This is a genomic window from Pseudomonas sp. Pso3, from assembly GCF_055393275.1.
On the sequence record NZ_AP043687.1, the window covers coordinates 3,779,475 to 3,803,382 of the forward strand.

At 65.7% G+C, this 23,908-nt stretch carries 21 protein-coding genes and 1 tRNA gene; 11 read left to right on the forward strand and 11 right to left on the reverse strand.

What is annotated here, in order from left to right; translation table 11 throughout:
* Nucleotides 1-2: 2 nt before the first annotated feature.
* Complete coding sequence (locus ACZ5R1_RS17790; protein ID WP_027602462.1) at nt 3-1,043, forward strand: acyltransferase family protein; 1,041 nt, start codon at nt 3-5, stop codon at nt 1,041-1,043.
* 154 nt (nt 1,044-1,197) lie between these two features.
* Here the strand turns inward: ACZ5R1_RS17790 and ACZ5R1_RS17795 are convergent, their stop codons facing one another.
* The 6 genes from ACZ5R1_RS17795 to queA all read right to left on the reverse strand — a co-directional run bounded on the left by ACZ5R1_RS17795 (nt 1,198) and on the right by queA (nt 7,298).
* Nucleotides 1,198-1,725 carry a glycine zipper 2TM domain-containing protein gene (locus ACZ5R1_RS17795; RefSeq protein WP_007162948.1) on the reverse strand — a complete coding sequence of 176 codons (528 nt, stop codon included), beginning with the start codon at nt 1,723-1,725 and terminating at the stop codon, nt 1,198-1,200.
* 59 nt (nt 1,726-1,784) lie between these two features.
* A complete protein-coding gene (gene secF / locus ACZ5R1_RS17800) occupies nt 1,785-2,690 on the reverse strand; it encodes a protein translocase subunit SecF (RefSeq protein ID WP_027597224.1) in 906 nt (301 codons plus the stop codon).
* Between the two features lie 10 nt (nt 2,691-2,700).
* Complete coding sequence (gene secD, locus ACZ5R1_RS17805; protein WP_027597225.1) at nt 2,701-4,569, reverse strand: protein translocase subunit SecD; 1,869 nt, start codon at nt 4,567-4,569, stop codon at nt 2,701-2,703.
* Nucleotides 4,570-4,633: 64 nt separating this feature from the next.
* Entirely contained in the window at nt 4,634-4,978 is a 345-nt protein-coding gene (yajC, locus tag ACZ5R1_RS17810) for a preprotein translocase subunit YajC (protein ID WP_007162951.1), read from the reverse strand.
* 147 nt (nt 4,979-5,125) lie between these two features.
* A complete protein-coding gene (tgt, locus tag ACZ5R1_RS17815; protein WP_007162952.1) occupies nt 5,126-6,244 on the reverse strand; it encodes a tRNA guanosine(34) transglycosylase Tgt in 1,119 nt (372 codons plus the stop codon).
* Nucleotides 6,245-6,254: 10 nt separating this feature from the next.
* A complete protein-coding gene (gene queA / locus ACZ5R1_RS17820; RefSeq protein WP_115945842.1) occupies nt 6,255-7,298 on the reverse strand; it encodes a tRNA preQ1(34) S-adenosylmethionine ribosyltransferase-isomerase QueA in 1,044 nt (347 codons plus the stop codon).
* 106 nt (nt 7,299-7,404) lie between these two features.
* Between queA and ACZ5R1_RS17825 the strand changes: the two genes are divergently transcribed.
* Nucleotides 7,405-7,489, forward strand: a tRNA-Leu gene (locus ACZ5R1_RS17825).
* A gap of 108 nt (nt 7,490-7,597) precedes the next feature.
* Here ACZ5R1_RS17825 and ACZ5R1_RS17830 read toward each other — a convergent pair.
* Nucleotides 7,598-7,927 carry a DHCW motif cupin fold protein gene (locus tag ACZ5R1_RS17830; RefSeq protein ID WP_027602459.1) on the reverse strand — a complete coding sequence of 110 codons (330 nt, stop codon included), beginning with the start codon at nt 7,925-7,927 and terminating at the stop codon, nt 7,598-7,600.
* Nucleotides 7,928-8,149: 222 nt separating this feature from the next.
* Between ACZ5R1_RS17830 and ACZ5R1_RS17835 the strand changes: the two genes are divergently transcribed.
* The 3 genes from ACZ5R1_RS17835 to ACZ5R1_RS17845 are packed head-to-tail and all read left to right on the forward strand — an operon-like array spanning nt 8,150 to nt 9,231.
* Nucleotides 8,150-8,308 carry a hypothetical protein gene (locus ACZ5R1_RS17835; RefSeq protein ID WP_464712626.1) on the forward strand — a complete coding sequence of 53 codons (159 nt, stop codon included), beginning with the start codon at nt 8,150-8,152 and terminating at the stop codon, nt 8,306-8,308.
* Nucleotides 8,309-8,343: 35 nt separating this feature from the next.
* Nucleotides 8,344-8,853 (forward strand): hypothetical protein, encoded by a 510-nt coding sequence (locus ACZ5R1_RS17840; RefSeq protein WP_027597228.1) that lies wholly within the window; start codon nt 8,344-8,346, stop codon nt 8,851-8,853.
* 57 nt (nt 8,854-8,910) lie between these two features.
* Nucleotides 8,911-9,231: a hypothetical protein gene (locus ACZ5R1_RS17845; RefSeq protein WP_007162970.1), complete on the forward strand. Its 321-nt coding sequence runs from the start codon at nt 8,911-8,913 to the stop codon at nt 9,229-9,231.
* A 19-nt stretch (nt 9,232-9,250) separates the two neighbouring features.
* Here the strand turns inward: ACZ5R1_RS17845 and lptG are convergent, their stop codons facing one another.
* Nucleotides 9,251-10,312, reverse strand: a complete 1,062-nt coding sequence (gene lptG / locus ACZ5R1_RS17850) for an LPS export ABC transporter permease LptG (protein WP_007162971.1) — start codon at nt 10,310-10,312, stop codon at nt 9,251-9,253.
* Nucleotides 10,309-11,421 (reverse strand): LPS export ABC transporter permease LptF, encoded by a 1,113-nt coding sequence (gene lptF, locus ACZ5R1_RS17855; protein WP_027597230.1) that lies wholly within the window; start codon nt 11,419-11,421, stop codon nt 10,309-10,311. Before lptF ends, lptG begins: the two co-directional genes overlap by 4 nt.
* A 171-nt stretch (nt 11,422-11,592) precedes the next feature.
* Between lptF and ACZ5R1_RS17860 the strand changes: the two genes are divergently transcribed.
* The 5 genes from ACZ5R1_RS17860 to ACZ5R1_RS17880 all read left to right on the forward strand — a co-directional run bounded on the left by ACZ5R1_RS17860 (nt 11,593) and on the right by ACZ5R1_RS17880 (nt 17,368).
* Nucleotides 11,593-13,092, forward strand: a complete 1,500-nt coding sequence (locus ACZ5R1_RS17860; protein WP_027602456.1) for a leucyl aminopeptidase — start codon at nt 11,593-11,595, stop codon at nt 13,090-13,092.
* 212 nt (nt 13,093-13,304) lie between these two features.
* A complete protein-coding gene (locus ACZ5R1_RS17865) occupies nt 13,305-13,733 on the forward strand; it encodes a DNA polymerase III subunit chi (protein WP_115945841.1) in 429 nt (142 codons plus the stop codon).
* Between the two features lie 4 nt (nt 13,734-13,737).
* Nucleotides 13,738-14,100: a hypothetical protein gene (locus ACZ5R1_RS17870; RefSeq protein ID WP_042136331.1), complete on the forward strand. Its 363-nt coding sequence runs from the start codon at nt 13,738-13,740 to the stop codon at nt 14,098-14,100.
* Between the two features lie 87 nt (nt 14,101-14,187).
* Nucleotides 14,188-17,019 carry a valine--tRNA ligase gene (locus ACZ5R1_RS17875; RefSeq protein ID WP_464712627.1) on the forward strand — a complete coding sequence of 944 codons (2,832 nt, stop codon included), beginning with the start codon at nt 14,188-14,190 and terminating at the stop codon, nt 17,017-17,019.
* Between the two features lie 52 nt (nt 17,020-17,071).
* Nucleotides 17,072-17,368 (forward strand): winged helix-turn-helix domain-containing protein, encoded by a 297-nt coding sequence (locus ACZ5R1_RS17880; RefSeq protein ID WP_115945839.1) that lies wholly within the window; start codon nt 17,072-17,074, stop codon nt 17,366-17,368.
* A gap of 3 nt (nt 17,369-17,371) precedes the next feature.
* On the opposite strand, the gene ACZ5R1_RS17885 is transcribed toward ACZ5R1_RS17880, so the two are convergent.
* Both ACZ5R1_RS17885 and purL read right to left on the reverse strand, forming a co-directional pair.
* Entirely contained in the window at nt 17,372-17,686 is a 315-nt protein-coding gene (locus ACZ5R1_RS17885) for an NGG1p interacting factor NIF3 (protein WP_464712628.1), read from the reverse strand.
* A 169-nt stretch (nt 17,687-17,855) separates the two neighbouring features.
* The gene (gene purL, locus ACZ5R1_RS17890) at nt 17,856-21,755 is read right to left on the reverse strand and encodes a phosphoribosylformylglycinamidine synthase (RefSeq protein WP_115945838.1); all 3,900 of its coding nucleotides are present in this window, start codon (nt 21,753-21,755) and stop codon (nt 17,856-17,858) included.
* Nucleotides 21,756-22,071: 316 nt separating this feature from the next.
* On the opposite strand from purL, the gene mltF reads away from it, so the two are divergent.
* Nucleotides 22,072-23,556, forward strand: coding sequence for a membrane-bound lytic murein transglycosylase MltF (mltF, locus tag ACZ5R1_RS17895; protein ID WP_074583883.1), 1,485 nt, complete (start codon nt 22,072-22,074; stop codon nt 23,554-23,556).
* Nucleotides 23,557-23,908: the final 352 nt, after the last annotated feature.

A 23,908-nucleotide genomic window follows, 5' to 3' on the forward strand; every position in this document is an offset into this window, starting at 1 on the left:
CAATGAACACTCGCAATCTCTGGGTCGACTATGCCAAGGCCATAGGCATCGTGCTGGTCGTCTACGGCCATGTCGTCCGCGGCCTGCTCAACGCCGGCATCCTGCAGGACGCCGAATTCCACGGCCTGGTGGACAGCGTCATCTACAGCTTCCACATGCCGCTGTTCTTCTTCCTGTCCGGCCTGTTCTTCTACAGCTCCTTCATCAAGCGCGGCACCGGCGGCCTGCTGGTGAACAAGATCGACACCATCGTCTATCCCTTCCTGGTCTGGTCGCTGCTGCAGGGCTCGGTGGAGGCGCTGATGTCGCGCTACACCAATGGCGGCGTCAGCTTCAGCGAAGTCCTGACGGTCTGGGAGCCACGCCAGCAGTTCTGGTTCCTCTATGCGCTGTTCCTGGTGTTCTGCCTGGCCATGCTCGCCTATCGCTGGGCCAAGCCGCTGGCCTTCTTCGCCGTGTTCGCCTTTGGCGCCCTGGTCTATCTGTTCCAGAACGCCGGCCCGGAAGACTTCTTCTTCACCTTTACCGCGCAGAACTTCGTGTTCTTCGCCTTCGGCGTCTGGTTCAACAACTTCAAGCAGGCCATCGAGGAACAGGCCGGTCGCGTGATGCTGGGTTCGGGTCTGCTGTTCGTGGTGCTCGAATACTGGTTCCACGGCCTGCTGGGCCTGGTCTACACCGATCGTGGTCTGGCCACCCTGGTGCTGGCGCTGAACGGCATCGTTTTCGTCAGCGCCACCTGCATGGTGCTGGCACAGCGGCCGCTGCAGTGGGTGCTCACCCTGGGCGCGCTGTCCATGCCCATCTACGTGATGCACGTGCTCAGCGGCAGTGGCGCTCGCATCGTCCTGAGCAAGGGCCTGCACATCAACGACGGCCTGCTGCACATCGTCGCCGGTTGCGCCTTCGGCATCCTGGTGCCGGTGGCCATCGCCAAGCTGCTGGAAGCCCGCGGCATCAACGGTCTGTTCGAGGCGCCGGCGTGGATCTCCGCCCGGCGGTGGCTTCGGCCCAAAGCAGAAACCCCCCGCCCCGCCGTCTAAATGACGACACCGGCCAGGGCGCCCTGCGCGCCCTGGCCGGCGCGGCAGAGCTTTCGGATCACCGCGCAAGAGCCAATAAAAAAACCCGCTGCCAGTCACCTGGCAGCGGGTTTTTTGTTGGCTGCAGCCCTGGGGCTTCAGCCGGTCACGCGAATCACTGGCTGGCCAGTACCTGGCCGTTCTTCACTTCCAGTTGCTTGCCCGGCTCGTGGTCCATGCGGACCTGGCCGATCTTGCCATCCAGCAGGTATTTGACGTCATAGCCGACCACCTTGTCGCTGCTGTCGTTGACCGTGCTGCAGCGGGTCTGGGTGGTGGTGTAGGTGTCGCGGTTCTGCATGTATTCCTGACCCTTGTTGCCGGCGTAACCACCGCCCACGGCACCGGCGATGGTCGCCAGGGTCTTGCCGCTGCCGTTGCCGACCTGGTTGCCCAGCAGACCGCCGACGACCGCGCCTACGGCGGTCCCGGCGATCTGGTGTTGGTCCTGAACAGGCCGCCGATGCGTCACCGCGACCTCCTTGCAGACCTCGCGCGGGGTCTTGACCGTTTCCTTGACCGGCTGGACGGCGACGACCTCGGCGTACTGAGGCCCGCGGTCGACGAAACTGTACGCCACGGCGCCACCAGCGGTGGCGACGATGGCTCCCAGAACCGTACCTACGAGCATCGACTTGTTCACTACAACCTCCTGACTACTCTGTCATAGCGGGCACCTGGCCCTTTGCCATGCCTGGGACATCAGGGACGGTCGTCGAGTTCCTTGGCTTGCGGGGGAATCAGGTCCTCGCTCTTCAGGTCCAGCCAGATCAGCACCACGTTGGCGATATAGATCGACGAGTAGGTACCGGCCAGCACGCCGATGAACAGCGCCAGGGAGAAGCCGAACAGGTTGTCGCCGCCAAAGAACAGCAGCGCCGCCACGGCCAGCAGGGTCGAGATCGAGGTGGCCAGGGTGCGCAGCAGGGTCTGGGTGGTCGAGACGTTGATGTTCTCGATCAGACTGGCCTTGCGCAGTACCCGGAAGTTCTCCCGCACCCGGTCGAACACCACGATGGTGTCGTTGAGCGAGTAGCCGATGATGGCCAGGACCGCCGCCAGCACCGTCAGGTCGAAGGTGATCTGGAAGAACGACAGCAGGCCCAGGGTCACCACCACGTCGTGCACCAGCGAAATGATCGCGCCCACGGCGAACTTCCACTGGAAGCGGAAGGCCACGTAGACCAGCACGCTACCCAGGGCCAGCAGCATGCCCAGGCCGCCCTGGTCACGCAGTTCCTCGCCCACCTGCGGACCGACGAACTCGGTACGGGTCAGGGAGAAGCGCTCGGTGCTCGCCTTCTGCAACGCGCTGGTCACCTGCTGGCCCAGCTGCGGGTTGTCACCCGGCATCCGGACCAGGACATCGGTGGTGGCGCCGAAGCTCTGCACCACCGCCTCCTCGAAGCCGGCGCCCTGCAACTCCTGACGGATCTTGCCGAGGTCGGCGGGCTGCTCGTAGCGCAGCTCGATCAGGGTACCGCCGGTGAAATCCAGGCCGAAGTTCAGCCCCTTGTAGAACCAGCTGAACAGCGCCAGAACGGTCAGGAGCGCGGTGATGGCGAACGCGATATTGCGTACGCCCATGAAGTTGATGGTCTTTTTCATCGCCGCGTCCTCAAATCCACAGCTTCTTGACGTTCCGGCCGCCATAAATCAGGTTGACCATGGCACGGGTCACGAAGATGGCGGTGAACAGGGAGGTGAAGATACCCAGCGACATGGTCACGGCGAAGCCCTTGACCGGCCCGGTGCCCATGGCGAACAGGATGGCGCCCACCAGCAGGGTCGTCAGGTTGGAGTCCAGGATCGCCGTGAAGGCGCGACTGAAGCCCTCATGGATGGCGCGCTGGATCGGCATGCCGTTGGCGATCTCTTCGCGGATCCGCGAGAAGATCAGCACGTTGGCGTCCACCGCCTGACCCATGGTCAGGACGATACCGGCGATGCCCGGCAGGGTCAGGGTGGCATGCAGGATGGACATCAAGGCCATCAGCAGCACCATGTTGAAGCCCAGGGCGATGGTAGCCAGCAGGCCGAAGAAGCGGTAGATGGCGATCAGGAACAGCGAGACGAAGACCATGCCCCACAGCGAGGCATCGATACCCTTCTCGATGTTGTCGGCACCCAGGCTCGGGCCGAGGGTACGCTCCTCGGCGAAGTACATGGGTGCGGCCAGGCCACCGGCACGCAGCAGCAGCGCCAGTTCCGAGGCCTCGCCCGAGCCGTTCAGGCCGGTGATGCGGAAGCTGTTGCCCAGGGCCGACTGAATGGTCGCCAGGCTGATGATGCGCCGCTCCTCCTCGAAGCCGGGCACCGCCACTTCCTTCTGTACGCCGTCCACGGTCTGGGTGGTGTAGCGGGTGACCGGGCGCTGCTCGATGAACACCACGGCCATGCTGCGGCCGACGTTGCTGCGGGTGGCGCGGTTGATCAGATCGCCGCCATGGCCATCCAGGCGGATGTTGACCTGGGGCCGGCCGTTCTCGTCGAAGCTGGCCGAGGCGTCGGTGACCTGGTCACCGGTGATGATGACGTTACGCTCCAGCGGTACCGCCGGACGACCAGGCTCGCGGAATTCGAAGCTCTCGGTGGAGGCGCGCGGGGTGTCCGCGGTGGCGGCCAGGCGGAATTCCAGGTTGGCGGTCTTGCCGAGGATGCGTTTGGCTTCGGCGGTGTCCTGCACGCCCGGCAGCTCGACCACGATGCGGTCGGCGCCCTGGCGCTGCACCAGCGGCTCGGCCACGCCCAGTTCGTTGACCCGGTTGCGCACCGTGGTCAGGTTCTGGGTGACGGCATAGTTGCGGATCTCGCGCAGCTTGGCCTCGGTCAGCTGCAGACGCAGCACCTGCAGGTCACCACGGGTGTCGGTGGTCAGCTCGAAATCGGTGTAGTTCTTGCGGATCAGGCTCTGCGCCTGCTGCAGATCGGCGGCATCGGTGAAGCCCAGCTGCAGGGCGCCGTTCTGGTCGGGCATGCTGCGATAGCGCACCTTCTCGCGACGCAGCAGAGTCTTGACCTCGTTGTCATAGACCTTCAGGCGCGCGTCCACGGCCTTGTCCATGTCCACAGCCAGCAGGAAGTGCACACCACCGGACAGGTCCAGGCCCAGCTTCATGGGGCTGGCACCGAGCTTGCGCAGCCACTGCGGGGTGGTGGGCGCCAGGTTCAGGGCGACCACGAAGTCGTCGCCAAGGGTGCGGCGGACCACTTCCTGGGCCGGCAGCTGATCGTCGGCGCGCATCAGGCGGATCAGCACCCGGCTGCCGCTCTCGTTGACGTCGCTGGATTTCACGGCGAGTTGCGCCTGCGCCAGAGCCGCGTTCACCCGCTGCACATCGGCAGGGGTCACCGTGCGTTCGGTGCTGGAAGCGCTGATCTGCAGGGCCGGATCGTCGGGGTACAGATTAGGAACCGAATAGATGACGCCCACGACCAGTACGGCCAGGATCAGCAGGTACTTCCAGAGGGGATATTTGTTGAGCATGACACCGCCCGAGATAAAGGCGGGGCGCCTTGCGCGCCCCGATATTAGCTAGATTGAGGAAGACTCAGAGGGCCTTCAGGGTGCCCTTCGGCAGGGTCGCGGCAATGGCGCCCTTCTGGAACTTGAGCTCGACGTTGTCGGACACTTCCAGCACCACGAACTCGTCGGTGACCTTGTTGATGCGACCGGCTATGCCACCGGTGGTCACCACTTCGTCACCCTTCTGCAGGCCGCCGATCAGGTTCTTGTGATCCTTGGTGCGCTTGGCCTGGGGACGCCAGATCAGGAAATAGAAGATCACCACGAAGCCGATCAGGAAGATGAACTGAATGTATTCACCTCCCGGTGCAGCGTTGGCGGCCGGCGCGGCAGCTTCCTGGGCCTGGGCCGTGGAAATCAGAAAACTCATTGCACTACTCCTTGCAGAGTTGGATGACGGAAAAAGAAGAGATGCCGGGGGTCGCTCGCCGCCGTTCCGACCGCCTCGAGACCCTGCTCACGCCCCCGACGAAGGACGCGCGAGCGTCGTTTCGCCAGGGCGATCGGACAGGGGCTTTCAGCTGTCGAGCGGCGGCGTAGGCAGGCCGCGCCGAGCATAGAAGGCGTCCACAAAGTCGGCCAATTTACCCTCTTGGATAGCCTGGCGCAAACCGGCCATCACGCGCTGGTAATACCGCAGGTTGTGGATCGTATTCAGCATACTCCCCAGCATTTCCCCGCATTTATCCAGATGGTGCAGATAGGCCCGGGAGAAATGTTTGCAGGTGTAACAGTCGCAGGTCGGGTCCAGCGGCGTCTCGTCGTGACGGTGCACGGCATTGCGCAGCTTGAGGACACCGGTGTCGATGAACAGGTGGCCGTTGCGGGCATTGCGGGTGGGCATCACGCAGTCGAACATGTCGACGCCACGGCGCACGCCTTCCACCAGGTCTTCCGGCTTGCCTACGCCCATCAGGTAGCGCGGCTTGTCGGCCGGCAGGTGCGGCGGCAGGAAGTCCAGCACCCTGATCATCTCTTCCTTGGGCTCGCCCACCGACAGGCCGCCGATGGCGTAGCCGTCGAAGCCGATGCCTTCCAGGCCCTCCAGGGACCTCAGGCGCAGCTCTTCGTGCATGCCACCCTGGACGATGCCGAACAGCGCCGAGGGGTTGTCGCCATGGGCTTCGCGGGAGCGCTTGGCCCAGCGCAGCGACAGCTCCATGGAGCGGCGCGCGGTGTCGAAGTCGGCAGGATAAGGGGTGCACTCGTCGAAGATCATCACGATGTCCGAGCCCAGGGCGCGTTGCACCGCCATGGACTCCTCGGGCCCCATGAAGACCTTGGCACCGTCCACCGGCGAGGCGAAGTAGACGCCCTCCTCCTTGATCTTGCGCAGCGCGCCCAGGCTGAACACCTGGAAGCCGCCCGAATCGGTGAGGATCGGCCCCTGCCACTGCATGAAGTCGTGCAGGTCGCCATGGCGCTGGATCACCTCGGTCCCTGGGCGCAGCCAGAGGTGGAAGGTGTTGCCGAGGATGATCTGGGCGCCGATGTCGGCGACGCTGTCGGGCAGCATGCCCTTGACCGTGCCGTAGGTACCGACCGGCATGAAGGCCGGGGTCTCGACCACGCCGCGGGGAAAGGTCAGGCGACCGCGACGGGCCTTGCCCTCGGTGGCCAGCAATTCGAAATTCATGAAACTCATATCAGCTCTCCGGGCCCTGGGCCCCGGGATTGCGGGTGATGAACATGGCGTCGCCATAACTGAAGAAGCGATAGCCCTCGGCCACGGCCGTGGCATAGGCGGCCATGGTCTCGCGGTAACCGGCAAAGGCCGACACCAGCATCAGCAGGGTCGACTCGGGCAGGTGGAAGTTGGTCACCAGCGCATCGACCACGTGGAAGGGCCGACCGGGATAGAGAAAGATGTCCGTCTCGCCGGCGAAGGCCTTGAGCTCGCCGTCACGGGCGGCGCTTTCCAGCGAACGCACGCTGGTGGTGCCGACGGCGATCACCCGGCCACCCCGGGCGCGGCAGGCGGCCACGGCATCCACCACGGCCTGGTCGACCTGCAGCCACTCGCGGTGCATGTGGTGGTCTTCGATCCTTTCCACCCGCACCGGCTGGAAGGTGCCGGCACCGACGTGCAGGGTGACGAAGGCGGTCGCCACGCCCTTGGCGCGGATGGCGTCCAGCAGCGGCTCGTCGAAGTGCAGTCCGGCAGTGGGCGCGGCCACGGCGCCGGCATTGCGCGCATAGACGGTCTGGTAGCGCTCGCGATCCTCGGCTTCGTCAGGCCGGTCGATATAGGGCGGCAGCGGCATGTGGCCGACCCGCTCCAGCAGCGGCAGCACCGGCTCGGCGAATTTCAGCTCGAACAGCGCCTCGTGGCGCGCCACCATCTCGGCTTCGGCGCCGCCGTCGATGAGGATGCGGCTGCCCGGTTTGGGCGACTTGCTGGACCGCACATGGGCCAGCACCCGCTCCTCGTCCAGCACCCGCTCCACCAGGATCTCCAGCTTGCCGCCACTGGCCTTCTGGCCGAACAGCCGCGCGGGTATCACCCGGGTGTCGTTGAACACCATCAGGTCGCCGGGCCGCAGATAGCCCAGCAGATCGGCGAAATGGCGATGACTGAGCTCACCGCTGGGGCCGTCGAGCACCAGCAATCGACTGCCGCGGCGCTCGGCCAGCGGATGACGGGCGATGAGGGATTCGGGGAGGTCGAAATGGAAGTCGGCGACGTGCATGGCAGGTAGATCTCGAAAGGCCGCACAGCTTACCGGAAGCGGCCTTTTTCACCAACGCACTTTGGATTGACCGGGCCTGCCCGCGTCCCTATACTCCGCCGCCATTGCCCCGGTGGCGGAACCGGTAGACGCGGCGGATTCAAAATCCGTTTCCGAAAGGAGTGGGAGTTCGAGTCTCCCCCGGGGCACCAAGCTGTACCTTCCAGGCCTTCTCCGTGTTGGCTGGAGGCCGAAGAAACCGCCCCTTGAGGCGGTTTTTTTGTGCCTGGGGCGCCCGGGTTGCGGCCTCGAGACGAGCCTTAGTCCACGATGAATAATCTGGCGCCAATCGCGGTAGAGGATCTGTGGGCCTCGGCATTGTCGGCCACCTGGTAGCTCATGCCAGCGGTCAAGGTGAAGACGCGACCATCGACCAGCTCGGTATCCAATCGACCGTCCAGGCACAGCAGGATGTGCCCCTTGCTGCACCAGTGATCGGCAAGGTAACTCTCACTGTACTCGACCATGCGGACTCGTATTGCCCCAAACTGGCAGGTACGCCAAACAGCCGAGCCGGTCGTTCCCGCATGGACTACAGGTTCGATTGTCGACCAATCAGTGATTCCGAATGGAATGTCGCTCAGTTGCATGACGGCCTCTATCAGGACAGGAGGGGTATGGTACCCGGGCAGCAAGACTGTCAATTCATACAGATTGGCCGAATTTGCGAGATACGCAGCCTTGGAGGGTCTCCACTCGCTGCGCCTTCTGTACCTTTACGAATGCGCCGCCCCGTTGATCAGGCACGCTCTTGATCACCCCACTCCCGCTTTCATCATGAGGAAGGATGCCTGTTGAAGTTGAAATGGATATTGCTTGGCCTCGCACTGCTACTGTCCGGCTGCAGTCACTACAGCGATGCCGGCCCGATCTGCGAGCCGAGTCCGCTGAGCGGTGAGGACTGCCAGAAGCGGCAGCCGGTCGGGAATTACCTGATGGACAAGTATCACGAATGGGAACGCTACCAGTAGGCTCGCATTCTCGATCTGTTTAGCGAGGGCTAGGTATGAGGCGAACCGCACCACTGCTGATCGTCCTGTTGCTTGGACTGCAAGGCTGCGCCGTACAGCAACCGGCCCAGCCAGCCGGTGCAGCTGTCGACCTGGATCGCTCGCCTAGTTGGACCCTGCAGGCCCGGTTGCACAGTGCGCTCTATGGATGCGAATTGCTGGTGCTGCACGGCAACAACGCCCGCCTGGCGGGCGAGCAGGGGCGCTTGGCGGACTTTCGCCAGCGGCTGAACAGCTGCCAGACCCAGGCCGCTGCCGAAGAAAAGCAGGCTACGGGCCAGTTACCCACCGGCCAAGATCGCCTGCTGCGCAATGCGCAGAAGGCCTACCTGATCGCCTGGCAGCGCTATCTGGCCGGACTCACCATCGATCATCCGGCTGATCTGCAGCAGAAACAGTCTTATCTTGAGGCGCGATCAGCGCTGCTCGAGGTGGCGTCGAAACGCCGGGACATCCGCGCCGAGCCCGGCAAACGACCGGATAGCCAGCTGACAACCGGCAGCTGAAACCCGAGGGCAAAGCATGCAATAGTAAGACATCGATACGGACGCGAGATCTTGCGCATGGAAACGCTCTCCCCTCTCTCCCAGGTGGCGGTCAAGGACCTGGAAACGGCCCAGACCCCCGCTCGCTTCTCCACCGCCTTCATCGAGCGCCTGCTCTCGCGTTGCGAGACGCGCATGGACGAGATGGAAGCCTGCCCCGACATGAGCGCGGATCTGCGCCTGATCCACATGCAGAACGTCGATCTGTTGGTGCGTACCGTGGTAGGCGAATGCCGCCATCGGGATCAGATCCGCCGCGTGCAGCGAATCCTGAGCTTCTGCGAAGCCCACGCCGGCTGGCTGCAGCCGCAACCGGTCGTGAGCAAGGGCGCCGCCTAGCGGACGGCGCCGCCGGGCCCTAGCCGGCCCGGCGCAGCAACAGCACCCCGGCCACGGCGCAGAGCAGCGCCGGTGCCAGCACGGCCAGTAGCGGCGAGAAGCCGAACACCAGGCTGGACGGCCCCAGCAGATCCTGGAAGATTCGCAGGGCGAAGCCGATGATCACCCCGGTGAAGATCCGCTGTCCCAGGGTCACCGAGCGCAGCGGGCCGAAGATGAAGGAGATCGCCATCAGCACCAGGGCGGCGGTCACCAGCGGCTGGAAGATCTTCGACCAGAACGCCAGCCAGTAGCTTTTGTTGCTCAGCCCCTGATCGGCCAGGTAGTGGATGTACCACCACAGCCCGGAGATCGACAGCGCATCCGGCTCCATGATCACGGTGTCGAGCACCTGCGGGGTCAGCTCGACGTTCCAGGTGACCTTGGGCTCCTGGCGCACGCTGGTCTGGCGATTGCCGAAGTCGGTGATGCTGACGTTTTCCAGCTCCCAGTGATCGCCGCGATAGATGCCGCGCTGGGCGAAGCTGGATTGCAGCAGGTGGCGATTGTCGTCGAATTCGTAGCGCGTCACGCCCAGGAGCAGGCCATTGGGCTGCACCGCGTTGACGTGAGTGTATTCGTGTCCCTGACGATGCCAGAGACCGTGGCGCGAACTCTGTGCCTTGCCGGCGCTCTGGGCCAGGGCCCGCCCGCTCTGCGCCAGGTTTTCCGACCAGGGCGCCACGTACTCGCCGATCAGGATGCCGGCGATGAGCAGCACGAACATCGGCTTCATCACCGCCCAGACGATGCGCCCCAGGGAGACGCCAGCGGCACGCATCACGATCAGTTCGCTGCTGCTGGCCAGGGTGCCCAGGCCGATCAGGCAGCCGATCAGCGCGGCCATAGGCAGCATCTCGTAGGCCCGGCGCGGCGTGGTGAGCAGGACGAACTTGAGCGCCTCGGCGACGCCGTAGTTGTCGTCGAAGTCGCCGAGCTGGTCGATGAAGGCGAACAGCAGGGCCAGACCGACGATCACCCCCAGTACCGCGAGGATGCTGACGAAGACGGTGCGACCTATGTACCAGTCGAGCTTGTTCATGCCGCCACCTCCGGCTTGTGACCGCGCAGACGCGCCTTGAGCGGTTCCCAGAAGGCCAACAGCAGGCCGAGTACCAGGAACAGCAGGTGCACGCCCCACAGCCCGATGGCCGGCGGCAGGCGGCCCTTGTCCAGGGCGCCACGGGCGGCGATCAGCAGCGACAGATAGGCCATGTACAGCAGGATCGCTGGCAGCAGCTTGAGGAAGCGGCCCTGGCGCGGATTGACCTTGGCCAGGGGCACGGCGATGAGGGTGACGATGAAGACCAGGATCGGCAGCGACAGCCGCCACTGCAGCTCGCCGCGGTACTGCAGGTCGTTGCTGCGCATCAGCTCGCCGGTGGTCACGGCATCACGCTCGCTGATGTCCTCGCTGACCGCGGGCTTGGGCAGGAGCACACCGTAGGTGTCGTACTGCACCGCGCGGTAGTCGGCCTGGCCCGGCACGCCGTCGTAGCGGAAGCCGTTCTGCAGGATCAGGTAGCGACTGCCGTCCGGGTGGATTTCCTGCCGGCCGGTGTCGGCCACCAGCACGCCCACGCCACGGTCCTTGCCGCCGGCGGTGGAGGTGTTGCGCTCGGAAATGAAGACCCCGCCCAGCTGGCTGCGATCCGCCGACAGGCGCTCGGTGTAGGTGACGCGAGAGTTGTCCCTCAGGGACTGGAAGCGACCCGGCTCGAGGGTGTCGAACTCGGTCATGGCATCCTGCTGGTTGAGGATGGTGGTGACCTTCTGCACGCCCAGCGGCGCCAGCGAAAGACTCAGCCAGGCGACGATCAGGGCGACCACCGCGGCCGGGGCCATGCTGTAGGCCAGCAGGCGGCGCGGACTCAGGCCGGTGGCGGTGAGCACGGTCATCTCGCTGTCCAGGTACAGCCGGCCATAGGCCAGCAGGAAGCCGAGAAACAGGCCCAGCGGCAGGATCAGCTGCAGGAAGCCGGGGATGCGATAGGCCATGATGAGCAGGAGCACGCCCGGATCCAGCAGGCCCTGGGCCGCCTGGGCCAGGTACTTGATGAAGCGGCCGCTCATGATGATCACCAGCAGCACGGCACTGACCGCACCGAGGGTGGTGAGAACTTCTCGAGACAGATAGCGGAAGACGATCAAACAGGATTCTCCAGGGTTGTCAGGCTCTGGCGCGAACGCTCACACTAGCTCGGCTGCATGGCTTGCGTTGCAAGGCCCACCCGTTGAAGGCCGATCGCCGGGAAAGGCCCTGGCGAAAGCCCCGCATTATATCCTGCGAACTCATGTGTTTGTCTTGGGGAGCTTCTCCTAATGGAATTCGTCGTCAAAAACGCTCGTCCGGAAACCCTGAAAACCGCCACGCTGGTCGTGGCCGTCGGTGAAGGCGGTGCGCTCGACGCAGCGGCCAGCGCCGTGGACGCCGCCACCTCCGGCGCCCTGAGCGCGGCGGTCAAGCGCGGCGACATCGCCGGCAAGGCCGGCCAGACCCTGCTGCTGACCAATCTGCCCGGCATCAAGGCCGAGCGCGTGCTGCTGGTGGGTAGCGGCGCCAGTGAAGGGCTTTCCGACCGCCAGTACCGCAAGCTGGCCAGCGGCGCCCTGGGCGTGCTCAAGAGCCTGGGCGGCAGCGACGCCGCCATCGCCCTGGGCGATGTGCCGGTCAAGAATCGCGACGGCTATGCCCGTCTGCGCCTGCTGGCCGAGACCCTGGCCGATGGCGACTACGTCTTCGATCGCTTCAAGAGCAAGAAGGCCGAGCCGCGGCCGCTGAAGAAGCTGACCCTGGTCACCACCAAGGCCTCCCAGCCGGAAGCCGAGCGCGCCCTGGCCCATGCCCTGGCGATCACCCACGGCACCGCCTACGCCAAGGACTTCGGCAACCTGCCGCCGAACGTCTGCAACCCGGTCTATGTGGCCGATCAGGCCAAGGCCCTGGGCAAGCAGTTCAAGGACGCCGGGCTCTCCGTCGAGGTGCTCGACGAGAAGAAGATGCGCGAACTGGGCATGGGCTCCTTCCTCGCCGTGGCCCAGGGCAGCGCCCAGCCGCCGCGCCTGGTGGTGCTGCAGTACAAGGGCGGCGCCAAGAATGCCCAGCCCTACACCCTGGTCGGCAAGGGCATCACCTTCGACACCGGCGGCATCAGCATCAAGCCCAGCGCCGGCATGGACGAGATGAAGTACGACATGTGCGGCGCCGCGAGCGTCCTGGGCACCTTCCGCGCCCTCATGGAACTCAAGCCGGCGATCAACGTGGTAGGCCTCCTGGCCCTGGCCGAGAACATGCCCAGCGGCACCGCCACCCGTCCGGGTGACATCGTCACCAGCATGAGCGGCCAGACCATCGAGATCCTCAACACCGACGCCGAAGGCCGGCTGGTGCTGTGCGACACCCTCACCTACGCCGAGCGCTTCCAGCCCAAGGCGGTGATCGACATCGCCACCCTCACCGGGGCCTGCATCACCGCCCTGGGTTCGCTGGTCTCGGGCCTGATGGGCAACGACGACGCCCTGATCGACCAGGTCAAGCAGGCCGGCGATCGCGCCGACGACCGCGTCTGGCAACTGCCGCTGCACGACGAGTACCAGGAGCAGCTGGACAGCCCCTTCGCCGACATGGCCAACATCGGCGGTCCCAAGGCCGGCACTATCACCGCCGGCTGCTTCCTGGCGCGCTATGCCAAGGCCTATCCCTGGGTCCACCTGGACGTGGCCGGCACCGCCTGGATCAGCGGTGGCAAGGACAAGGCCGCCACCGGTCGCCCGGTCCCGCTGCTGGTGCAGTATCTGCTCGACCGCACCGCCGAGGCCTAAGCACCTGTTCAAAGTCTGCTGCGCGTCGGCCAAACGGCGTTGAAAAGACCTTCGGAATGCTCATTTACGTTTTGTAAACTCCGCTTCCTCAGGTCTTTTCGCCTTGCTTGGCTCTAGCTCGCGAGACTTTGAACACGTGCTAACGCCTATAGAGGCCGCGACGCCCCTGCGTCGCGGCCTTGCCGCTTCCCTCCCCTTCTTCGTGATCCGCCATGACCCGTGTCGACTTCTATGTTCTGCCTTCCACCGATCCCGCGGCGCGGCTGGCCTTTGCCTGCCGGCTGGTGGACAAGGCCTGGAAACAGGGCATGCCGGTCTATGTGCACTGCGCCGACGTCGAGCAGCGCCAGCGCCTGGACGAGCAGCTGTGGGCGTTCCGTCCCGACAGCTTCGTTCCCCACGATCTGGCGGAGAACGCCAGCGACAGCCCCGTGGTGCTGGGTCTGACCACGCCCGCCGAGCAGCAAGGCGAGCTGCTGATCAACCTCAGCCTCGCCCCGCCGCCCTGCCATGCGGGTTTCGCCCGCATCGCCGAGGTGGTCGTCGAAGCCCCCGAAGTGCGCCAGGCGATGCGCGAAGGTTTTCGCTTCTACCGCAAGCTTGGCTATGCTCTACAGGACCATCAGCTGTCACGTGTCTGATTTCATGACCAGCACCAAGCCTCCCGCGCACGTCCTGCAAGACCTCGAAGCCATCCGCCAGGTGCTCGACAAGAGCCGCAGCGCGGTCCATCCGAGCAGCGTCGATGGCATCCCCATCCTCTCCGACGTCATCGCCCCCAGCGCCGAGCGGCTCAAGGCCATCCCACCGCTGCTCGACCAGATCGTGCCGGACGTCATCGAGGACGCGACGCCCAGCGCGCCCCACGAAGACCTGGCCCAGGTGCGTCTGCGCCAGGAGGCGCCGGCCATCCTCCAGGAACTGCTCGACGAACAGTTGCCGCGCCTGGAAGCCGAACTGCAGCGCCGCCTGCAGCAGCGCCTGGAAGAATTGCTGCAGCGTCCCTGAGCCCGGGGCGCCAAGGCGCCCTGCCGTCGGCGGGCCGGAGTCGCTATACTCGGAGGCTTTCCTCTTCCAGCGACAAAAGCCCCCTCCATGGACAAGACCTACCAGCCGCACGCCATCGAAACCTCCTGGTACCAGACCTGGGAACGCCAGGGCTATTTCGCGCCCCAGGGGTCGGGCGAGCCCTACACCATCATGATCCCGCCGCCGAACGTGACCGGCAGCCTGCACATGGGCCATGGCTTCAACAACGCCATCATGGACGCCCTGATCCGCTTCCGCCGCATGCAGGGTCGCAACACCCTCTGGCAGCCGGGCACCGACCACGCCGGCATCGCCACCCAGATGCTGGTGGAGCGCCGCATCGGCGCCGAGGGCCTGTCGCGCCATGACCTGGGCCGGGAGAAATTCCTCGAGAAGGTCTGGGAATGGAAGAACGAATCCGGCGGCAACATCAGCCGGCAGATCCGCCGCCTGGGTTCCTCGGTGGACTGGTCGCGCGAGCGCTTCACCATGGACGACGGCCTCTCCGAGGCGGTCAAGGAAGCCTTCGTACGCCTGCACGAGGACGGCCTGATCTACCGCGGCAAACGCCTGGTCAACTGGGACACCAAGCTGCACACCGCCATTTCCGACCTGGAAGTGGAAAGCCATGACGAAAAGGGTCACCTCTGGCACCTGCGCTATCCGCTGGCCGATGGCGCCCGTACCGCCGAGGGCATGGACCATCTGGTGGTCGCCACCACCCGTCCCGAGACCCTGCTGGGTGACGCCGCCGTGGCCGTGCACCCGGAAGACCCGCGCTACAAGGACCTGATCGGCCAGTACGTCGAGCTGCCCCTGGTGGGCCGGCGCATCCCCATCGTCGGCGACGACTATTGCGACCCCGAATTCGGCACCGGCTGCCTCAAGATCACCCCGGCCCACGACTTCAACGACTATGAAGTCGGCAAGAGACACAACCTGCCGCTGATCAACGTCTTCGACGCCGATGCGGCAGTGCTGCCCGGCGCCCAGGTGTTCAATCTGGACGGCAGCGTCAACGGCATGTTCAATGCCACCCTCCCCGCCGCCTACGCCGGTCTGGACCGCTTCGAGGCGCGCAAGCGCATCGTCGCCGACCTGGACGCCGCCGGCCGCCTGGAAAAGATCGAGGACCACGCGCTCAAGGTACCCAAGGGCGACCGCTCCGGCACCGTGATCGAGCCCTGGCTGACCGACCAGTGGTACGTCTCCACCAAGCCCCTGGCCGACAAGGCCATCGCCGTGGTCGAGAGCGGCGAGGTGCAATTCGTGCCCAAGCAGTACGAGAACATGTACTTCAGCTGGATGCGCGACATCCAGGACTGGTGCATCAGCCGCCAGCTCTGGTGGGGCCACCGCATTCCCGCCTGGTACGACCAGGCCGGCAACGTCTATGTCGGTCGCGACGAGGCCGAGGTGCGTGCCAAGCACGACCTGGGTGACATCGCCCTGCGCCAGGACGAAGACGTCCTGGACACCTGGTTCAGCTCCGGCCTGTGGACCTTCTCCACCCTCGGCTGGCCCGAGCAGACCGAGGCGCTCAAGACCTTCCACCCCACCGACGTGCTGGTCACCGGCTTCGACATCATCTTCTTCTGGGTCGCCCGGATGATCATGCTGTCCACCCACCTGACCGGGCAGATCCCGTTCAAGACCGTCTACGTCCACGGCCTGGTGCGCGACGGCCAGGGCCAGAAGATGTCCAAGTCCAAGGGCAACGTGCTCGACCCGCTGGACATCGTCGACGGCATCGACCTGGACACTCTGCTGCAGAAGCGCACCAGCGGCCTGATGCAGCCCAAGCTGGCCGAAAAGATCGCCAAGCAGACCCGCGCCGAATTCCCGGACGGCATCGCCAGCTACGGCACCGACGCCCTGAGATTCACCTTCTGCTCCCTGGCCACCACCGGCCGCGACATCAAGTTCGACATGGGTCGCGTCGAGGGCTATCGCAACTTCTGCAACAAGCTGTGGAACGCGGCGAACTTCGTCATGGAGAACGTCGAGGGCCAGGACACCGGCGTCAACGACGAACCCGTCGAGCTGTCCTCGGTGGACCGCTGGATCATCTCCCAGCTGCAGCGCACCGAGGCCGAGGTGACCCGTCAGCTCGACGCCTTCCGCTTCGACCTGGCCACCCAGGCGCTCTACGAATTCGTGTGGGACGAGTACTGCGCCTGGTACCTGGAGCTGGTCAAGCCGGTGCTGTGGGACGAGAACGCCTCCCTCGAACGCCAGCGCGGCACCCGCCGCACCCTGGCGCGGGTGCTGGAAGTGGTGCTGCGCCTGGCGCACCCCTTCATGCCCTTCATCACCGAGGAAATCTGGCAGCGCCTTAAGGCGCCGGCCGGCGTCCAGGGCGAGACCTTGATGCTGCAACCCTGGCCGGTGGCCAACGAGGCGCGTATCGACGCCGCCGCCGAAGGCGACATCGAGTGGGTCAAGGCGCTGATGCTGGGCGTGCGGCAGATCCGCGGCGAGATGAAGATCTCCATGGCCAAGCGCATCGACATCATCGTCGCCAACGCCAGTGCCGAGGACCAGCGCCGCCTGGCCGATTTCGAGCCGCTGCTGAACAAGCTGGCCAAGCTGGAATCGGTCCGCGTGCTGGCCGCCGGTGAAGAAGCGCCGATGTCCGCCACCACCCTGGTCGGCGAGATGGAAGTGCTGGTGCCCATGGCCGGCCTGATCGACAAGGACGCGGAACTGACGCGCCTGGACAAGGAGATCGGCCGCCTGGAAGGCGAGGTCAAGCGCGTCGGCGGCAAGCTGGGCAACGAAGGCTTCGTCGCCAAGGCGCCCGCCGAGGTCCTGGAAAAGGAACGCGCCAAACTGGCCGAGGCCGAACAGGCCTTGGCCAAGCTGGTGGACCAGCGGCAGCGCATCGCCACCCTCTGATGCCCCTGAAGCCCACCCTCGCGGTGGGCTTTTTATTGCCAGGACGATTCTCATGGACGTGAGCAAGACCAAGACCAGCTTCTATCGCCGTCTCTATGTAGCCTGGCTGGTGGCCAGCGGTACCGCCACCAGCGTGCCGGCCCTGATGGCCGCCACCGGCATGCCGCGGCGCACCGCGCAGGACACCCTGGTGGCGCTGGCCGATCTGGATATCGACTGCCAGTTCGTGCAGGGCGAAGGCGCCCGCAACAATGCCGGCGGCTATGAGATTCGCGACTGGGGCGCGGTGGATCCGTGCTGGATCGAGCGTGAGCTGGCGCGGATCAAGAAGGTCCTGGGCTATCCCTGAACCCTAGACATCCAGCACCTGCACCACGTCATAGGCCGGCGTCTCATAGGGGTGCGCCGCCTTGAGCGCTGCCACGGCCTGGCGGGCGATCGGCTCGTCGGCCAGCACCAGTTCCACCCGCCATTCCTCCAGTTGTTCGAGACTGCCCTGCTTGCCCAGGTGCGGCTGGCTGCCCGCTAGCGGACGGAATTGGCCGAGGCCCCGGACCTGCCAGCAGCAGCTGTCATAGCGGCCGATGCGACCGCCGCCCACGGCGAAGATCGCCTGCTTGACGGTTTCCAGGTGGGAGTCGGGGACGTAGAAGCAGAGTTTGAGCATGGAAGGCGCTCTCGGGCTGGGCGGCCCTCACCCCAGCCCTCTCCCTGAGGGAGAGGGGGTAAGAGCGCAGCGGCGGACGCCTGGTGGCTCGCCGTCGGTTTGGAAGAAGAGCGTATGAGCCAGGCTCACCCGACCGCAGGTCGAGCAAGCCTGGCCAGGCGCCGAACCCTTAATCCACCCAGACCCGCGCATTGCGGAACAGGCGCATCCAGCCACCGTCCTCGCCCTGCCAGTCGGCCGGGATCCAGGAGTTCTGCACGGCGCGGAAGCAGCGCTCGGGGTGCGGCATCATCAAGAGCACGCGACCGTCCTGGCTGGACAGACCGGTAATGCCCAGCGGCGAGCCGTTGGGGTTGGCCGGATAGGTCTCGGTGACCTTGCTGTGACCATCGACATAGCGCAGCGCCACGGTGCCGGAGACATCAGCCGCGACCAGCGCCTGCTGATTGGGGTACTCGGCGAAGCCTTCGCCGTGGGCGATGGCGATGGGCAGCCGCGACCCGGCCATGCCGGCCAGAAACAGCGACGGCGAATCCTGCACCTGGACCATGGCCACCCGCGCCTCGAACTGCTCGGAGCGGTTGCGCACGAAGCGCGGCCAGAAGCCGCTGCCGGGCACCAGCTCGCGCAGGTTGGCGACCATCTGGCAGCCGTTGCACACGCCCAGGGTGAAGGTATCGGTGCGCTCGAAGAACTGCTGGAAGCCGTCACGGGCGCGGGCGTTGAACAGGATGGACTTGGCCCAGCCACCGCCGGCGCCGAGGACGTCGCCATAGGAGAAGCCGCCACAGGCCACCACACCCTTGAAGTCCGCCAGGTCGATGCGCCCGGAGAGGATGTCGCTCATGTGCACGTCGATGGCGGCGAAACCGGCGCGATCGAAGGCCGCACCCATCTCCACCTGACCGTTGACGCCCTGCTCGCGCAGGATGGCGACCTGCGGCCGCACGCCCTTCTTGATGTAGGGGGCGCAGATGTCTTCGTTGGGGTCATAGGCCAGCTTGGCCGACAGCCCCGGATGATCCTCTTCCAGCAGGGCATCGAATTCCTGCTGGGCGCACTCGGCGTTGTCGCGCAGGCGCTGGATCTGGAAGCTGGTCTCGCTCCAGACGCGCTGCAGCATGCGCCGCTCGGCCCGGTAGAGGTGCTCGTCGTGGTAGTGGATGTTGATCTCGTAGCCGTTGACCGGGTTGCCGATCACCGCCACGCAGTCTTCCAGACCGGCCGCGCTGAACTGGGCCAGCACTTCATGGGTGAAGTCCTGGGGCACCTGGATGACGGCGCCCAGTTCTTCGGCGAACAGCGCCCGGGTCAGCTCGTCACGGTCGGCGGCCAGGGCATCCAGGCGCAGGGCCAGGCCGCAGTGACCGGCGAAGGCCATTTCCACCAGGGTGGTGATGAGGCCGCCGTCGGAACGGTCGTGGTAGGCCAGCAGCAGGCCGTCCTGGTTGAGGCCCTGGATCACGGCGAAGAAGGCCTTGAGGTCTTCGGCTTCGTCGACGTCGGGAGCCTGCTGGCCGAGCTTGCCGTGGGTCTGGGCGAGGATGGAGCCGCCCAGGCGATTCTGGCCGCGACCCAGGTCGATGAGGATCAGGTCGGTCTGGCCCTTGTCCAGGCGCAGCTGGGGGGTCAGGGTGCGGCGGATGTCCTGCACCGGGGCGAAGCCGGTGATCACCAGCGACAGCGGCGCGGTGACGCTCTTGTCTTCGCCGCCGTCCTGCCAGCGGGTCTTCATGGACATGGAGTCCTTGCCGACCGGGATGGTGATGCCCAGCTGCGGGCACAGCTCCATGCCCACCGCCTTGACGGTTTCATAGAGGCGCGCGTCTTCGCCCGGGTGGCCGGCAGCGGCCATCCAGTTGGCGGAGAGCTTGATGTCGCCGAGCTTATCGATCCGCGCGGCGGCCAGGTTGGTGATGGTCTCGCCGATGGCCATGCGGCCGGAAGCGGGCGCGTCGAGCAACGCCAGCGGGGTGCGCTCGCCCATGGCCATGGCTTCGCCGGTGTGGACGTCGAAACTGGTGGCGGTCACGGCGCAGTCGGCCACCGGCACCTGCCAGGGGCCGACCATCTGGTCGCGGGCGACCAGACCGGTGATGGTGCGGTCGCCGATGGTGATCAGGAAGCTCTTGCTGGCCACGGCCGGGTGACGCAGGACGCGCTCCACCGACTCGGTCAGGTCCAGGCCGGCGCCGTCGAAGGCGTCGCCCAATTCGGCTTCCCGGGTCGCGCTGCGGTGCATGCGTGGCGGCTTGCCGAGCAGGACGTCCAGCGGCATGTCCACGGCGTTGTTGCCGAAGTGGCTGTCGGCCACGGTCAGCTGGCGCTCCTCGGTGGCCTCGCCGACCACGGCGAAGGGGCAGCGCTCGCGTTCGCAGATGGCCTTGAAGGTCTCGAAGTTCTCGGCGTCCACGGAGAGCACGTAGCGCTCCTGGGACTCGTTGCACCAGATCTCCAGCGGGCTCATGCCCGGCTCGTCGTTGGGCACGTTGCGTAGCTCGAAACGACCGCCGCGACCGGCATCGTTGACCAGTTCGGGGAAGGCGTTGGACAGACCGCCCGCACCCACGTCGTGGATGAAGGTGATGGGGTTGTTTTCACCCAGCTGCCAGCAGCGGTCGATGACCTCCTGGCAGCGGCGCTCCATTTCCGGGTTCTCGCGCTGCACCGAGGCGAAATCCAGGTCGGCGGAGCTGGCGCCGGTGGACATGGACGAGGCCGCGCCACCGCCCAGGCCGATCAGCATGGCCGGGCCGCCCAGCACGATGAGCTTGCCGCCCACCGAGATGTCGCCCTTCTGCACGTGGTCGGCGCGGATGTTGCCCAGGCCGCCGGCGAGCATGATCGGCTTGTGATAGCCACGCACCTCGAGACCGCGGGGGGTCTCGACCTGCTGTTCGAAGGTACGGAAGTAGCCGGCCAGGGCCGGACGCCCGAATTCGTTGTTGAAGGCGGCGCCGCCGAGCGGGCCTTCGATCATGATGTCCAGCGGGGTGACGATGCGCTCGGGCTTGCCGTAGGGCTGTTCCCAGGGCTGCTCGAAACCGGGGATGTTCAGGTTGGAGACGGTGAAGCCGGTCAGGCCCGCCTTGGGCTTGGAGCCGCGACCGGTGGCGCCTTCGTCGCGGATCTCGCCGCCGGAGCCGGTCGAGGCGCCGGGGAAGGGAGCGATGGCGGTCGGGTGGTTGTGGGTCTCCACCTTCATCAGGATGTGCACGGGCTGGCTGTGCGCGCCGTATTCGCGGGACTCGGCGTCGGGGTAGAAGCGCCCGGCGGTGAAGCCTTCCATGACCGCGGCGTTGTCCTTGTAGGCGGACAGCACGCCGGTGCGGTTCATCTCGTAGGTGTTCTTGATCATGCCGAACAGGGACTTCTCCTGGCTCTCGCCGTCGATGTCCCAGCTGGCGTTGAAGATCTTGTGCCGGCAGTGCTCGGAGTTGGCCTGGGCGAACATCATGAGTTCGACGTCGTGGGGATTGCGCCCCAGGGTGGTGAAGCTCTTCACCAGGTAGTCGATCTCGTCTTCGGCCAGGGCCAGGCCCAGCTCCAGGTTGGCCTTTTCCAGGGCCGCGCGACCGCCGCCGAGCACGTCCACCGCGGTGAGCGGCTTGGGCGTGGCATGGCTGAAGATGTCGGCGGCGGCGTCCAGGGTCGGCAGCACGCGTTGGGTCATGCGGTCATGCAGGGCCGCGGCCAGTTGCGCATGGGCGGCGGCGTCCAGCTCGCCGGCAACGTAGTAGGCCACGCCGCGCTCCAGGCGCTCGATCTGCGCCAGGCCACAGTTGTGGGCGATGTCGGTGGCCTTGCTCGACCAGGGCGAGATGGTGCCCAGACGGGGCACGATGAGGAACAGCGCGCCGCTGGGTTCCTGCTGGGGGACGCTGGGGCCGTATTGCAGCAGTCGGCCGAGGATGCCCTCTTCCTCCGCGCTCAGGGTGCCAGCGACTTCGGCGAAATGAACGAACTCGGCATAGAGCCCGGAGACACCGGGAACCAGGCGAGTCAGCTGGTCGAGAAGTTTGCCGTGACGGAACGAAGAAAGAGCGGGAGCGCCGCGCAGGATCAGCATCGGGGACAGCCTCGGGGCCAAGTCACTTTGGGGCCGTGCATTCTAGCCTAAAGGCGCGCCGGGGACACCTTCCGGCGACGAGGGTTCATCCAGCCTTACCACCACCCTTGTATGTATAAAATGGGCGCTTTGCCACTTCTCGCGTATACTGCCCGCCGATACGGCCTGCCGCGCCCCATGGACGCGGCTCCACATTGGGCTCAGGATAGAGCCTTTGGCCGGACCGGTGGCGCGGAGCGTCCCGACTATAACGAGTGCCCGGAGGGGCCGACCGATGAGGCGCGTCAGCAAGGCGCCAGTGCCGTTTTGATGCCGTATGGCCGAGCTAGCCCATTTGAATAAAGCCTTCAAGCGATTCGCCTGGCTTACCCTGCCCTTTCTCGCCTTGCTCATGAGCTGCGGGGAAGCGGACGTGCCTGCGCCGCCCAAGCCGACCACGCTGGAGCAGGTGCAGCAGGCCGGCGTCCTGCGCGTGGTGACGCGCAACAGTCCGGCGACCTATTTCCAGGACCGTAACGGCGAGACCGGCTTCGAATACGAACTGGTCAAGGGCTTCGCCGAATCGCTCAAGGTGCGCCTGGAAATCAGCACCGCCGACAACCTCGACGACCTCTTCAATCGCCTGACCGCGCCGGACGGCCCGGTGATCGCCGCCGCCGGCCTCACGCCCTCGGTCAATCGCCAGAATCTGAAATTCTCCCGCAGCTATCTGGACGTGGTGCCCCAGGTCATCTACCGCAACGGCACCGTCCGCCCCAGCACCCCCAAGGACATGGTCGGCAAGCGCATCCTGGTGCTCAAGGGCAGCAGCCAGGCCCAGCAACTCAGGGCGCTGCAGGCCCAGGTGCCGGAGCTCACCTTCGACGAGTCCGATCAGGTGGAGGTCAGCGACCTCTTGCGCATGGTCGACGAAGGCCAGATCGACCTGACCCTGGTGGACTCCAACGAACTGGCCATGAACCAGGTCTATTTCCCCAACGTGCGGGTGGCCTTCGACCTCGGCGACAACCAGGGCCAGGCCTGGGCGCTGCAACCCGGCGAGGACAATAGCCTGCTCGACGCGGTCAACGCCTACCTCGACAAGGTCCGCCGCGACGGCACCCTGCAGCAGCTCAAGGAGCGCTACTACGGCCACGTCGACGTGCTCGGCTACGTGGGCGCCTACACCTTCGCCCAGCACCTGCAGGAACGCCTGCCCAAGTACGAGAAGCACTTTCGCAAGGTGGCGCAGAAGCATCAGCTGGACTGGCGCCTGCTCGCTGCCATGGGCTACCAGGAATCGCTATGGACGCCGGACGCCACCTCCAAGACCGGAGTGCGCGGCCTGATGATGCTGACCAACAACACCGCCCAGGCCATGGGCGTGTCCAATCGCCTGGATCCCGAGCAGAGCATCACCGGCGGTGCCAAGTACTTCGACCAGATCCGCGACGAGTTGCCCGACAGCATCAACGAACCGGATCGCACCTGGTTCGCCCTGGCCACCTACAACATCGGCATCGCCCACATCCTCGACGCCCGCCGCCTGGCCGAATCCCAGGGCCTGGATCCGGATCGCTGGCTGGACGTGAAGAAGATGCTGCCGCGCCTGGCGCAGAAGCAGTGGTATAGCAAGACCCGCTACGGCTACGCCCGCGGCGGCGAAACGGTGGAATTCGTGCAGAACGTGCGCCGTTACTACGACATCCTCACCTGGACCACCCAGCCGCAGATGGAAGGCCAGCAACTGGCCAAGACCGGCCTCCACGTCCCCGCCATCGCCGACGACCGCCCCGCCCGGGAAACGCCGCAGGATATGTAAAGAGAGACGTACCGTCGTCCGTCCGATGCGCCATTACCGCCCCCTCTCCCTCGGGGAGAGGGCTGGGGTGAGGGCTGACTCGCTCGAAACCTCGTAGCGTGGAAAACCGCTCAGCGTTTTCCACTGGCACCCCGGCACCTCCCGCGTGGACAAGGCTGCGCCGTTGTCCACCCTACCTAGCTGAGGCGTGCCGTCGTTCAGCCGATGCGCCGGTACCACCCCCTCTCCCTCGGGGAGAGGGCTGACTCGCTCGAAACCTCGTAGCCTGGAAAACCGCGCAGCGTTTTCCACTGGCATCCCGACACCCTTCCCGCGTGGACAAGGCTGCGCCGTTGTCCACCCTACCTAGCTG